This is a genomic window from Sphingomonas sp. LY54 (genome assembly GCF_035594035.1).
Taxonomy (GTDB): Bacteria; Pseudomonadota; Alphaproteobacteria; order Sphingomonadales; family Sphingomonadaceae; genus Allosphingosinicella.
On the sequence record NZ_CP141588.1, the window covers coordinates 1,950,940 to 1,963,557 of the forward strand.

At 68.9% G+C, this 12,618-nt stretch carries 13 protein-coding genes; 10 read left to right on the forward strand and 3 right to left on the reverse strand.

Translation table 11 applies throughout. From position 1 onward, the window contains the following. The first annotated feature begins 47 nt into the window (after positions 1 to 47). From sufC to SH591_RS09955, 5 genes are all read left to right on the forward strand, one after another. Positions 48 to 791: a Fe-S cluster assembly ATPase SufC gene (gene sufC, locus SH591_RS09935; protein WP_322831350.1), complete on the forward strand. Its 744-nt coding sequence runs from the start codon at positions 48 to 50 to the stop codon at positions 789 to 791. After that, positions 788 to 1,870, forward strand: coding sequence for a SufB/SufD family protein (locus SH591_RS09940; protein WP_324748992.1), 1,083 nt, complete (start codon positions 788 to 790; stop codon positions 1,868 to 1,870). The genes sufC and SH591_RS09940 overlap by 4 nt, the downstream gene beginning before the upstream one ends. Next, positions 1,870 to 3,084 (forward strand): cysteine desulfurase, encoded by a 1,215-nt coding sequence (locus SH591_RS09945; protein ID WP_324748993.1) that lies wholly within the window; start codon positions 1,870 to 1,872, stop codon positions 3,082 to 3,084. The genes SH591_RS09940 and SH591_RS09945 overlap by 1 nt, the downstream gene beginning before the upstream one ends. Next, positions 3,081 to 3,536: an SUF system Fe-S cluster assembly protein gene (locus tag SH591_RS09950; protein ID WP_322831353.1), complete on the forward strand. Its 456-nt coding sequence runs from the start codon at positions 3,081 to 3,083 to the stop codon at positions 3,534 to 3,536. The genes SH591_RS09945 and SH591_RS09950 overlap by 4 nt, the downstream gene beginning before the upstream one ends. Before the next feature lie 120 nt (positions 3,537 to 3,656). Further along, on the forward strand, positions 3,657 to 4,019 hold the full coding sequence (locus SH591_RS09955; RefSeq protein WP_322831354.1) for a HesB/IscA family protein: 363 nt from the start codon (positions 3,657 to 3,659) through the stop codon (positions 4,017 to 4,019). Positions 4,020 to 4,043: 24 nt separating this feature from the next. Here the strand turns inward: SH591_RS09955 and SH591_RS09960 are convergent, their stop codons facing one another. Continuing rightward, a complete protein-coding gene (locus tag SH591_RS09960) occupies positions 4,044 to 5,375 on the reverse strand; it encodes a metal-dependent hydrolase family protein (protein ID WP_324748994.1) in 1,332 nt (443 codons plus the stop codon). Between the two features lie 73 nt (positions 5,376 to 5,448). Next, complete coding sequence (locus tag SH591_RS09965; protein WP_324748996.1) at positions 5,449 to 7,566, reverse strand: S8 family peptidase; 2,118 nt, start codon at positions 7,564 to 7,566, stop codon at positions 5,449 to 5,451. A 287-nt stretch (positions 7,567 to 7,853) separates the two neighbouring features. Between SH591_RS09965 and SH591_RS09970 the strand changes: the two genes are divergently transcribed. The 3 genes from SH591_RS09970 to SH591_RS09980 all read left to right on the forward strand — a co-directional run bounded on the left by SH591_RS09970 (position 7,854) and on the right by SH591_RS09980 (position 10,342). Continuing rightward, the gene (locus tag SH591_RS09970) at positions 7,854 to 8,525 is read left to right on the forward strand and encodes a pyrimidine 5'-nucleotidase (RefSeq protein WP_324748997.1); all 672 of its coding nucleotides are present in this window, start codon (positions 7,854 to 7,856) and stop codon (positions 8,523 to 8,525) included. After that, entirely contained in the window at positions 8,522 to 9,349 is an 828-nt protein-coding gene (dapD, locus tag SH591_RS09975; protein ID WP_324748998.1) for a 2,3,4,5-tetrahydropyridine-2,6-dicarboxylate N-succinyltransferase, read from the forward strand. The genes SH591_RS09970 and dapD overlap by 4 nt, the downstream gene beginning before the upstream one ends. A gap of 78 nt (positions 9,350 to 9,427) precedes the next feature. After that, positions 9,428 to 10,342 (forward strand): DMT family transporter, encoded by a 915-nt coding sequence (locus tag SH591_RS09980; RefSeq protein ID WP_324748999.1) that lies wholly within the window; start codon positions 9,428 to 9,430, stop codon positions 10,340 to 10,342. Positions 10,343 to 10,415: 73 nt separating this feature from the next. On the opposite strand, the gene SH591_RS09985 is transcribed toward SH591_RS09980, so the two are convergent. Further along, positions 10,416 to 10,979 (reverse strand): TlpA family protein disulfide reductase, encoded by a 564-nt coding sequence (locus SH591_RS09985; RefSeq protein WP_324749000.1) that lies wholly within the window; start codon positions 10,977 to 10,979, stop codon positions 10,416 to 10,418. A 16-nt stretch (positions 10,980 to 10,995) separates the two neighbouring features. Between SH591_RS09985 and argH the strand changes: the two genes are divergently transcribed. Next, positions 10,996 to 12,369, forward strand: a complete 1,374-nt coding sequence (gene argH, locus SH591_RS09990; protein WP_324749001.1) for an argininosuccinate lyase — start codon at positions 10,996 to 10,998, stop codon at positions 12,367 to 12,369. Next, entirely contained in the window at positions 12,366 to 12,602 is a 237-nt protein-coding gene (locus SH591_RS09995; RefSeq protein ID WP_324749002.1) for a hypothetical protein, read from the forward strand. Before argH ends, SH591_RS09995 begins: the two co-directional genes overlap by 4 nt. Positions 12,603 to 12,618: the final 16 nt, after the last annotated feature.

The window sequence follows — 12,618 nt, forward strand, 5'->3', positions numbered from 1 at the left end:
GATCAGTGGCCGGGCATGGGTCCCGGCTTTCGCCGGGAAACAGATGAATGCTCAAGATTGAAAACCTCCGCGCCGAAGTCGACGGCAAGCAGATCCTGAACGGGATCGACCTCGTCGTGAATGCGGGCGAGATCCACGCCATCATGGGGCCGAACGGCGCCGGCAAGTCGACGCTCGGCTACGTGCTCGGCGGCCGCCCCGGCTACGAAGTGACCGAGGGCTCGGTCGTGTTCGACGGCAAGGATCTGCTCGACATGGAGACCGACGAGCGCGCCGCCGCCGGCCTGTTCCTCGGCTTCCAATATCCGGTCGAGATTCCCGGCGTGTCCAACGTCCAGTTCCTGCGCACCGCGTTGAACGCCCAGCGCCGCGCCCGCGGCGAGGCCGAGATGTCGGCCGGCGATTTCCTGCGGCTCGCGAAGGAGCAGGGCACCGCGCTCGACGTGTCGATGGACATGCTGAAGCGCAACGTGAACGTCGGCTTCTCCGGCGGCGAGAAGAAGCGTAACGAGATGGTGCAGATGGGCATCCTCGATCCGCGCTTCGCCGTGCTCGACGAAACCGATTCCGGCCTAGACATCGATGCCCTGCGCGTCGTCGGGGAGGGCATCAACCGGATCATGCGCAAGCCCGACAAGGCGGTGCTGCTAATCACCCACTACCAGCGCCTGCTCGACATCGTCGAACCGCACTTCGTCCACGTTCTCGCCGACGGCCGCATCGTCCGCTCCGGCGGCCCGGAGCTGGCGCACGAGCTGGAGCGCGAGGGCTACGGAGCCATGGCGGCATGAGCCTGCTCGAACTTCCCTCGACCCGCGAGGAGGCGTGGCGCTGGAGCGACCTGTCGGCGCTTCCCGCTCTGCGCGACCGCGCGCCGTCCGGAGCGCTGCCCGAAAAGCTGCCATGGATCGACTGCGGCAGCGACGGCCCGCGCCTGCTGTTCGTCGACGGCGTCCTTGTCCCCGGGCAGAGCCGGCTCGGCCCGCTCGAGATCGGCAGCGTCACCTCCGACCCGGCCGATCACGCCCTCGGCCGCCTTGCCGGCGGCAAGGGCTGGACGCTGAAGCTCGGCCGCGATCATGCGCCGGCGGGCCTCGTCCAGATCGTCCACGTCACCACCGGCGGCGCCGACCATCTCGCGGTCGAGGTCGAGCTCGACGTCGATGCCCAGGCCTCGATCGTCGAGACCTATGTCGGCGACGGCTGGGCCAACCGCCTCGGCCAGTTCCGCCTGTTCAAGGGCGCCCGGCTGATGCTCGCCCGCCGCCTGCTCGGCGCCAGCGGTTTCGCCAGTCTCACCGATCGCGCCACCGTCGGCGAGGGCGCCAGCTTCGTGCTCACCACGCTCGCCGCCGGCGGCAGCGACACCCGTCTCGACGGCGAGGTCGCGATTACCGGCGATTCCGGCTTTGCCGAGGTCGGCGGCGCCTTGCTCGCGCGCGGCAAGCAGCGTCATGACGTCAATCTCGTCCTCCATCACAACGCCGTCGGCGGCGTCAGCCGCCAGCTCTGGCGCTCGGTCGCCGACGATCGCTCCACCTGCTCGGTCGCGGCCCGCGTCGAGGTCGCGCGCGGCGCGCAGAAGACCGACGGCGAGCAGTCGCTCAAGGGTCTGCTGCTCGCCCGCACCGCCACGATCAACGCCAAGCCCGAGCTCGAGATCTTCGCAGACGACGTGAAATGCGCCCATGGCGCCACCGTCGGCGAGCTCGACAAGGCCGCGCTTTTCTACCTGCGCAGCCGCGGCGTCGCGCTCGAGGAGGCCAAGGCCCTGCTCACCCGCGCCTTCATCGCCGACGCGATCGACCGCATCGGCGAGGAGGCCGTGCGCGAGGCGTTCCACGCCGACGCCCAAAGCTGGTTCGGCTGATGGACGCGCTCGCCTCCACGCGGCCGCTCGACCGGCTCTCCGATTTCCCGGCGATCCCGGACGGCTGGGCCTATCTGGACACCGCCGCGACCGCGCAGAAGCCGCGCGCGGTGATCGACGCGATCGCGCGCGCTTATGGCGAGAGCTATGCGACCGTCCATCGCGGCGTCTACCAGCGCTCGGCCGAGATGACGGTGGCGTTCGAGGCTTCGCGTCGCCGCGTCGCGCGCTTCATCGGCGCCGCTTCGCCCGAGGAGGTCGTGTTCGTCCGCGGCGCGACGGAAGCCATCAATCTCGTCGCGCAGAGCTGGGGCGGCACTGTCCTCAAGCCCGGCGACCGCATCCTGCTCTCGCAGCTCGAGCATCATTCGAACATCGTGCCGTGGCAGATGATCGCCGAGCGCACCGGCGCCGAGATCGACGTCGTTCCGCTCGACGCGAACGGCCGCATCGATCTCGACGCGATGGAGGCGATGCTGACCGAGGGCCACAAGATGGTGGCGCTCGCCCATGTCTCGAACGTGCTCGGCTCGGTGCTCGACGTGCCCCGTGCCGTTGCGCTCGCCCGCAAGGTCGGCGCCAAGGTGCTGCTCGACGGCTGCCAGGCGGTGCCGAGGATGCCGGTCGACGTCGCCGCGCTCGGCTGCGACTTCTACGTCTTCTCAGGCCACAAGCTTTACGGCCCGACCGGGATCGGCGTGCTCTGGGGACGCGCCGACCTGCTCGATGCCATGCCGCCGATGCAGGGCGGCGGCGCGATGATCGACAAGGTGACATTCGCCCGGACGACCTACGCTCCCCCGCCGGCGCGGTTCGAGGCAGGAACGCCGCACGTCGTCGGCGTGATCGGCCTCCACGCAGCGATCGATTATGTCGAGGAGATCGGCCTCGAGGCGATCCATGCTCACGAGACGGCTCTGGTTGGCGCGGCGCGCGAGGGTCTTTCCACTATCAACAGCCTGCGCGTCTTCGGGCCCGAGGACAGCGCCGGCATCGTCAGCTTCGCGCTCGAAGGGGTTCATCCCCACGATATCGGCACCATATTGGACGAAGAGCATGTGGCGATCCGCGCGGGGCATCATTGCGCGCAGCCCTTGATGGAGCATCTCGGCGTCGACGCCACCGCGCGCGCCAGCTTCGGGGTCTATAATTGCAGGCAGGATGTCGAGGCGCTGGTGCACGGCATCGAGCGGGTGACGAGAATTTTTGGATGAACGAGGAACGCAAGATCGAGATCGAGGAAGTCAGCGAGGCGCCCAAGCCGCCCAAGGCCCGCGTCGAGCAGGATTATGAGCGCAAGCGCGACTATCTCGCCGGGTTCCTCGCGCAGCAGCCGGCCGAGGCGACCCCGGTCGAGCCGGGCGGCGATCTCTACGAGGCCGTGATCGACGCGCTGAAGGAGATTTACGACCCCGAGATCCCGGTCAACATCTACGATCTCGGCCTGATCTACGACGTCCAGATCAGCGCGGAGAACCACGCCAAGGTGTTGATGACGCTGACCACGCCCAACTGCCCGGTGGCGGAATCGATGCCCGGCGAGGTCGAGCTGCGCGTCGGCGCGGTGCCCGGCGTTGGTGATGCGGAGGTCGAGCTCGTCTGGGATCCGCCCTGGGACCCGCAGAAGATGAGCGACGAAGCCAAGCTCGAACTGGGAATGCTGTGATTGTCTCCCCTCCCGCTTGCGGGAGGGGATTAAGGGGTGGGGCGAGCGGAGCGAGCTATCTGTCTCCGCCAGGCCCACCCCCGCCCCTCCCGCAAGCGGGAGGGGAGAGAAGGAAGAAGGATGAACGAGACCACCACCAAGACCCGCGCCCGCCCGGCGGCCTTGATCCTGACGCCCACGGCCGAGGCGCGCATCGCCGAGCTGATGGGCAAGGCGCCCGAAGGCACGGTTGGCGTCAAGCTGTCGACGCCGCGCCGCGGCTGCTCGGGCCTCGCTTATTCGGTCGACTATGTGTCCGAGGAAAAGCCGTTCGACGAGAAGATCGAGACGCCCGGCGGCACCTTCTACGTCGACGGCGCCTCGATCCTCTATCTGATCGGCTCGACCATGGACTGGGTCGAGGACGATTTCACCGCCGGCTTCGTGTTCGCCAACCCCAACGCCAAGGGCGCCTGCGGCTGCGGCGAGAGCTTCACGGTCTGAATCTCCCCCGCCGCGGCGTGGGGCTTATTGCGCCGGGAAGAGCTGTCGCGTGCCGCCCATCTTGTGGACGGCGCCGCGGCGCATCACGAAGTCGACCTGCTGCAGCCGCGTCACGTCGTCGAGCGGGCTGCCGCTGACGGCGATGATGTCGGCGTCCTTGCCCGGTTCGATCGTACCGAGGCTTGCGGAGCGCCCGAGCAGGTCGGCGGCATTGACGGACGCGGCCTGGATCGCCGCCATCGGCGTCATGCCGGCGTCGACCATCAGCTTGAACTCCTGGGCGTTGATGCCGTGCGGCGGCACGCCGCTGTCGGTGCCGAACGCGACCTTCACCCCGGCTTTGTAGGCGCGGACGTGGCTGCTGCGCGCGACCGCGGCGGCTTCCTCGGCCTTCTTGAGCGAAGCCGGCGGCCGGTCGCCCTTGCGGGCCTGGGCGAGCGCCGCGATCGGCGCGATCATCGTCGGCACCAGATAGGCGCCCTTCTGCTTGAACAGGGCGGTGGTCTCGTCGTCGATGAAGGTACCGTGCTCGATTGAATCGACGCCGGCGCGCAAGGCGGTGTCGATCCCGTCCTTGCCGTGGGCGTGGGCGGTGACCTTGCGGCCGAACGATTTGGCGGTCTGGACGATCGCCTCCATCTCGTCGGCGAACATCTGGCGAGCCAGACCGCCGGCGACGTTGCTGTTGACCCCGCCGGTCGCGGCGAACTTGATCACTTCGGCGCCCTGGGCGATCTGGGCACGCACCGCCTCGCGGCACGCCGCGGGTCCGTTGCAGACATTGTCGGCCCGCGCGTGGGCGGCGTCGGTGAGGTCGCGGTTGAGGCCGTTGGCGTCGCCGTGGCCGGCCGAAACCGAGATCATGCGGCCGGCCGGGACGATGGTCGGCCCCTCGATCTCGCCGGCATTGATAAAGTCGCGCAGCGTAGCGATGCCGCGTGCCTCGCCGCCGAGGTCGCGGACGGTGGTGAAGCCGGCATTGAGCGTGGTGCGCGCGTTGCGGGCGGCGATCAGCACGCCGTCCTCGTAGTCGCGCCCGGATCCCTCGAGCCTGGCCTTCAGCGGATCGCCCTCGCTGTAGAGGTGGACGTGCATGTCGATCAGGCCCGGCATCACGAACCGGTCGCGCAGGTCGACGACGCGCGCCCCGGCCGGGGCCTCGGCGAAGCCGTCCTGCACCGACGCGATCTTGCCGTTCTGGATGACGATCGTGGAGGCGCCGCGCGGCCGCTGGCCCGGTTTGTCGAGCAGCTGGCCGGCATGGATCACGGTGGTAGCGCCTGCCGGAGCCGCCGGCTGGGCCAGTGCCGGCGACGCCGCAAGCGAGAGAGCGAGCGCGATACCGAGTCTCTTCATAGCATTCCCCTGTATTTTCGGGGGATGCTAGTGGGCGATCGGCGCCATCGCCAGCGCCAATCCGGAGCGGCCGCTAGAACCCGAGCGTGAAGCGGATCGCGCCGCCGATATCGTCGCCCATCGCCTCGACATGGCCCGGCTCCTTGCGCAGGAACAGGTTGGCGCCGAGGTCGCCGCCGAGCAGGCCGACGCTGTAGGCCGCTTCGAAGTCGATTTCGCGGCCGGTCGGGGCGAGGTTGAAGAAGCGCTGTTCGTAGCCGACCGCTCCGGTGTCGTAATCGTAGCTGACCGGCATGGTGACGTCGAACCCGCCCGAACGGACGCGCAGCGGCTGCATCACGCGGAACGCGAGCTTGTCGCCGCGCACGAACGCATTGGTCTTGGCCACGTCGAATGCCCAGGCATCGGTCGAAAGCCGGCCGCGGTCGACCAAAGCGCCGGTTCCCGCCAGGCCGGTCCAGCCGCGCCGGTAGCTGGCGAAGGCGCCCCAGCCGCGGCCCAGGTCGAACGATGCCGAAGCGTCGGCGAAGGTCGTCGCCGCGCCGCCGCCGGCAAAGGCGCTGCTGAAGCGGCCGCCGAGCGTCGTGCTCTCCTCGTCGAGCCGCGACAGACCGACCGAGACCAAGGCAGGGCCGATGCGATGGTCGGCGGTGACGGTGCTGATGCTGTAGCCCGGCTGGCGGAGCGATTGCCGCACCCCCTGGTTCCAGATCTCGCCGCGCTCGGCGGTGACGGTCACGCCCAGCGGTCCCACCATCTGCCGTACGCCGACGGCGCTGCCGGCATCGGCCTGGAAGCCCGACCGCGCCATCGGGTCGCGCGCGACCAGGAACGCATTGTTGTGGTGGCCGGACAGGCGCTGCTGCAGCGTCCGCCCACTTTCGGAGAAGCCGAAGGCGACCGCGGTCTGCGGGGTGATGCGGCTCAGTGCTATGCCGGCGACCGCCTTGGCCTCGCGGCTGTCTTCGTAGCTGAGGCCAGTCTGGGCGAGCCCGACCATCGGCCGGCCGTCGAAGCGACGGTCGACCGTCAGCGTCACCGACAGCGCGCCGTTGCCGGCCGATGCGGTGCGCAGCCTTCCAGCGAGCGACTGGGCGAGCGGCCTTTCCTGCGGCGCCCGCGCCAGCGTGCGGGCGAGGTCGACCGCATAGGCGCGCGAATAGCCGTCGAGGATGATCGCGCCCGCCATCTTGCCGGTGGCATCGCCCATCGCGCCCGATCCCTGGCCGTTATCCGTGGTCGAGACCGGCATGCTGCTGCCGGCGAGGCTGGTCTGTCCCTGCGGCTGGAAGGCGCGGGCGATGTTGAGGATGCCGTTGCCGAAGACGCCGTCCACGCCGACCGCGCCGGCGTCGTCGGCGGTGGTCAGCAGCAATCGCACGATCTGCGCCCCGGTCAGGTTGGGAAAGGCGCTCGCCAGCAGCGCCACCGCGCCGCTGATGATCGGGGTCGAGAAGGAGGTGCCGCTGTAGAGCAGCGCCTGGCCGTTATGGTCGAACGTTCGGATTTGCGTGCCCAGCGCGGTCAAATAATGGGTTGCGCCGGTGCCGGCCCGGTTCGAAAAATCGGCCAATTGGCGCGCCGCGTCGTGTGCGCCGGCGATGATCACCAAGCCGTTGCCCGCGCGCTGCGCCGATTGCAGGGCGAAGCCGCCGGGATTGCCGCCGGTCGCTTCCTTGCCCTCGTTGCCCGCCGACATGACGATGACGATCCCGGCCGCGGTGGCGCGGCTGATGGCGCCGAGCACGGTGCTTCCGGCGCTTTCGCCGCCGAGCGAGATGTTGATCACGCGGGCGCCGTTGCCGCGCGCGATGTCGATCGCCCGGGCGATGTCGGCGTCGCTGTGCTGGCAGCCGTCGTCGGGGTCGCAGTCGGTTGCCTTGGCCGTGTTGAGCGACAGGATCCGCGATTCGAACGCGACGCCCATCATGCCCGATCCGTTGCGCGCGGCGGCGGCGGTCCCGGCGACGGCGGTGCCGTGACCCTCGGTATCGACGACGCCGCGGTTGGCGGCCACGTCCTGACTGGCCGGGTGGATCCGGCCGGCGAATTCGGGGAGCGCGGGATTGATGCCGCTGTCGACGATGCCGATCGTGATTCCCTGGCCGCGGCCGCCCGCATTGTACGCGCTGATCGCTCCGGCCGCGCTGGCGCCGTTGGAGCGGCCATATTCCGCGTCATTATAGTTCACGCTCGTCGGCGGCGGGGGTGGCGGCGGCGGAGGGGGAGGCGGCGGCGGTGGGGGCGGCGGAGCCGCGGGCGCCACCGGGGTCGGCGCCGGGCGGGCACCGCCTCCGCCGCCGCAACCGCCGAGGGCGAGCGCAACGACGCAGACCGACAGAATCAGCGTCTTCCTGGTCAGACCCGCGCCCATAAGCAGCCCCTATAAGTCTTTGCGATAACGTGAAAATCTTAATGCTCGTTAAACCCATCATGCTTTCATTTTGCTGAAGAACCCTTACCGGGTTAGGGGCAGCCATGCTCCCCGCCCTGCGCCACATCGACTGCTGGATCTTCGATCTCGACAACAGCCTCTATCCGGCCTCTGCCAATCTGTTCGAGCTGATCGACATCCGCATGGGCGCCTTCATCGAGCGCCTGCTCGGTGTCGATCCGGTCGAGGCGCGCCGCGTCCAGAAACATTATTTCCACGAACATGGCACGACCCTGGCCGGGCTGATGGCGGCCAACGGCGTCGATCCGCACGATTTCCTGGCTTATGTACACGATATCGATCTCGCGCGCATCTCCGCCGATCCGGATGTCGCCGCGGCGATCGCCCGACTGCCGGGCCGGCGCATGATCTTCACCAATGGCGACGTGGACTATGCCGGCCGGGTGCTGGGCAAGCTCGGCCTCGGCGACCTGTTCGACGAGGTCCACGACATCCACGCGATGAACTACGTGCCCAAGCCCAATCCCGCTCCCTACGAAGCGATGTGCGCGCTCTACGGCATCGATCCTACGCGCGCTCTGTTCGTCGAGGACATGGCCCGCAACCTCGAGCCCGCCAAGGCGCTCGGCATGACCACGGTATGGATCGACAACGGGTCCGAACGCGGCGATTACGGCGCCGACCCGGCCTTTATCGATTATCACATCGCCGATATCGGCGCCTGGCTGAACGAGATTCTAGGGGAAGAGCAATGACCGACGACCTTCGCGCCACCATCGAGCAGGCCTGGGACGACCGGGATTCGATCGGCCCCGACACCAAGGGCCCCGTGCGCCAGGCCGTGGACGCTGCCCTCGCCGCGCTCGATTCCGGCGCGGCGCGTGTCGCCGAAAAGGGCGCCGACGGCTGGACGGTCAATCAGTGGCTGAAGAAGGCCGTCCTCCTCTCCTTCCGCCTCAACCCGATGGAGACGATCTCCGGCGCGCCGGGCGCGGCCCATTGGTGGGACAAGGTGCCGTCCAAGTTCAGCGGCTGGGACGCGAGCCATTTCCAGGCCGCCGGCTTCCGCGCGGTGCCGGGCGCGATCGTCCGCCGCGGCGCCTTCGTGGGCAAGGGCGCGGTGCTGATGCCGAGCTTCGTCAATATCGGCGCCCATGTCGGCGAGGGCACGATGGTCGATACCTGGGCGACGGTCGGCAGTTGCGCCCAGATCGGCGCCAACGTCCATATTTCGGGCGGCGCCGGCATCGGCGGCGTGCTGGAGCCGCTGCAGGCCGGTCCCGTCATCATCGAGGATAATTGCTTCATCGGCGCGCGTTCCGAAGTCGCCGAAGGCGTGGTCGTGGAGGAGGGCGCCGTGCTCTCGATGGGCGTGTTCCTCGGCGCCTCGACCAAGATCGTCGACCGTGCGAGCGGCGAGATCTTCATCGGCCGCGTGCCGGCTTATTCGGTCGTCGTGCCGGGCGCGCTGCCTTCGAAGGACGGCACGGGCCCGAGCCTCGCCTGCGCGGTCATCGTCAAGCGCGTCGATGCCCAGACCCGGTCCAAGACCAGTATCAACGAGTTGCTGCGCGACTGACGATAAGGCCCGCTTATCATTTTGACCGCACGTTTCGTGAGGCGGCGGCGGTGAAAGCCGTTAAGGGCGGGCATGGCCATGACGGGACAGATGAGCGGGCGCGACAGGTCGATCCTGCTCGCTTTGTCGGTGCTGTGGGGCGGATCCTTCTTCTTCATCGGCATCGCCGTCCATTCGGTCGAGCCGCTCACCCTGGTGCTGCTCCGCGTCTCCATGGCGGCGGGCGCCCTATGGCTGTTCATGTGGGCGCGAGGGCAGGAGCTGCCGATGCCGCCGGGCGCGTTGCCCGCGTTCGCGATCCTCGCCTTGCTCAACAATGTCCTGCCGTTCGTGCTGTTCGCCTGGGCGCAGCGCCATATCCCGAGCGGCCTCGCCTCGATCCTCAATGCGACCACGCCGATCTGGGGCGTGATCGTCGCCCACCTCTTCACGCGCGACGAGCGGATGACGCCGGGCAAGATCGCCGGCGTGCTGCTCGGCTTCGGCGGTGTCGCGGTGATGATCGGCCCCGATTTCCTGCGCCAGGTCGGCACCGCGGTGCTGCCGCAACTCGCCTGCCTCGGCGCGACCCTCTGCTACGGCCTCGCCGGCGTCTATGGCCGGCGCTTTCGCAATATGGGCATCCCGCCGGTCGCGGTGTCGACCGGCCAGCTGACCGCTTCGGCGCTCATGGTGCTGCCGCTCGTTTTGCTGTTCGAACCGCCCTGGCTTGCCTCCGCGCCCGCGCCGGAGGCCTGGGCGGCGCTCGTCGCGCTGGCGCTGGCCTGCACCGCATTGGCCTACATCCTCTATTTTCAGCTGCTCGCTTCGGCCGGCGCGACCAATTCCTTGCTGGTCACCTTCCTCATCCCCGTCACCGCGATATTGCTCGGGTCGCTGGTGCTGGGCGAAGTGCTGGAGCCGCGCCATTTCGGCGGCATGGCGCTGATCGGCTGCGGCCTCGCCGCGATCGACGGACGCCTGCTGCGTCGGCTGGTACCGGCCCGGGCGTAATTGCTCCCCGGCGAAAGCCGGGGTCCAGAGATCCCTAAGCTGGACCCCGGCTTCCGCCGGGGAACAGAGGCGCTTAGGCTCCCGAAGCTTCCTCGATCAGCTTGGCGGTGCGCGCGTCGTCCCACTCGGCCATGCCGGTCATCCGCCACACTTCCTTGCCGGTCGCGTCGTAGAGGATCGTCGTCGGCAGCGTGTCGGCCTTGAGCGCGGTCATCAGTCCCATCTGCCCGTCGAGATAGGCCTCGAGATTGGCATAGCCGCCCTTGGCGAAGAAGGCGTCGACCTTCTCGCGCCCCTCCATGTCCTGGCTGACTGTCAGCACCTGCAGGCCCTTGTCGCGCCCGGCGAGCGCGTCGAGGGTCGGCATCTCGGCGATGCACGGGGCGCACCAGGTCGCCCACAGATTGACCAGCAACGGCTTGCCGCGGAAATCGGCGAGCGTCGCCGGATTGCCGTCGGGATCGGCGAAGGTGACGGCGGGCGCGAGCGTGCCGGCCTTGGAGCGGTCGAGCGTGCCGGTCGGCGCCGCTTCCGCGGTCTCGGGCGCCGGCGCCGCACTGCCTTGCGGCTCTTCGGGCTTTTGCTTATCGCACGCGGCCATCAGGCCGAAGGCAAGGAGAAGGGCAATTACCCGCAAAGGAAACTCCAACAGCATGTGGGGCGGCCGGTTCGCCGAAGGCCCCTCCGCGCTGATGCGGGAGATAAATGCCTCGATCGGCTTCGACAAGCGCCTGTGGCGCCAGGACATAGCCGCGTCCAAGGCCCATGTCGCCATGCTCGGCGCCCAGGGCGTAGTTTCCGCAGAGGATGCGGCAGCGATCTCCGGCGGCCTCGACGCGATCGCCGCCGAATATGAAGCGGACGGCGTTCCCGAGGACCAGGCGCTCGAAGACATCCACATGCATGTCGAGCACCGGCTGGCCGAGCTGATCGGCCCGACCGCCGGGCGGCTCCACACCGGCCGCTCGCGCAACGACCAGGTCGCGACCGACTTCCGCTTGTGGGTGCGCGATTCGCTTGACGAGGTGCTCGACGCGCTGGCGGCGCTGCAGCGCGCGCTCGTTGCCCGCGCGGGAGAACATGCCGAGACGATCATGCCCGGCTTCACGCATCTCCAGGTCGCGCAGCCGGTGACGCTCGGCCACCATCTGATGGCTTATTACGAGATGGTTCGCCGCGACGTGTCGCGCTTTGCCGACGCCCGCGCGCGCCTCGATCAGTCGCCGCTCGGCGCCGCGGCGCTGGCCGGCACCAGCTTCCCGCTCGATCGCCACGCCACCGCTTCCGCGCTTGGCTTCTCCGGCCCCACCGCCAATTCGCTCGATTCGGTGTCGGACCGAGATTTCGCGCTCGATTATCTGATGGCGGCGACCCAGTGCAGCCTGCACCTGTCGCGCCTCGCCGAGGAGTTCATCATCTGGGCGAGCCAGCCCTACGGCTTCGTCTCGCTGCCCGACGCTTATTCGACCGGTTCGTCGATCATGCCGCAGAAGCGCAACCCCGACGCCGCCGAGCTGGTGCGCGGCCATTCGGGCCGCATCGCCGGGGCGATGACCGCGCTGGTGATGACGATGAAGGGCCTTCCGCTCGCTTATTCGAAGGACATGCAGGACGATAAGCCGCCGGTGTTCGAGGCGCACGATTTGCTCGGCCTCTCGATCGCCGCGATGACCGGCATGGTCGAGACCACGGCGTTCAATGCGGAGCGCATGCGTGCCGCGGCCGCCGCCGGCCATTCGACCGCGACCGACCTCGCCGACTGGCTGGTCCGCGTCGCCGGCGTGCCATTTCGCGAGGCGCACCATATCACCGGCCGTGCCGTCCGCCTCGCCGACGAACAAGGCGTCGCACTCTGGGACCTCGCTCTGGGCGACCTGCGCGGGATCGACGCGCGCATCGACGAGTCGGTTTTCGATGTTCTCTCGGTCGAAGCCTCGGTAAGAAGCCGTGTGAGCCATGGCGGCACCGCGCCCGAAGCGGTGCGCGCCCGCATCGCCGAGGCGAAGACGGCGTTGGGGATCGGATGATGAGACTGCTGGGCCTCGCTGCGTTGCTGCTGCTGACCGCCTGTGGGGGACGCGAGGCGCTCCGGCCCGCGCCGGGCGAGACGATGCCGGTCGCCCCCGCGATGGCGAGCCGCGCGCCGACCACCGAGGAACTTATGACGGCGCCGCCCATTGCACGCCCCGAGCGGGTGGACGAGCCTCTCCGTCGATCGGAGCCGCGCGAGGACGACCGCTTCGACCTTCCCCCGCAGTGACGGGTTCGCCGGCGCT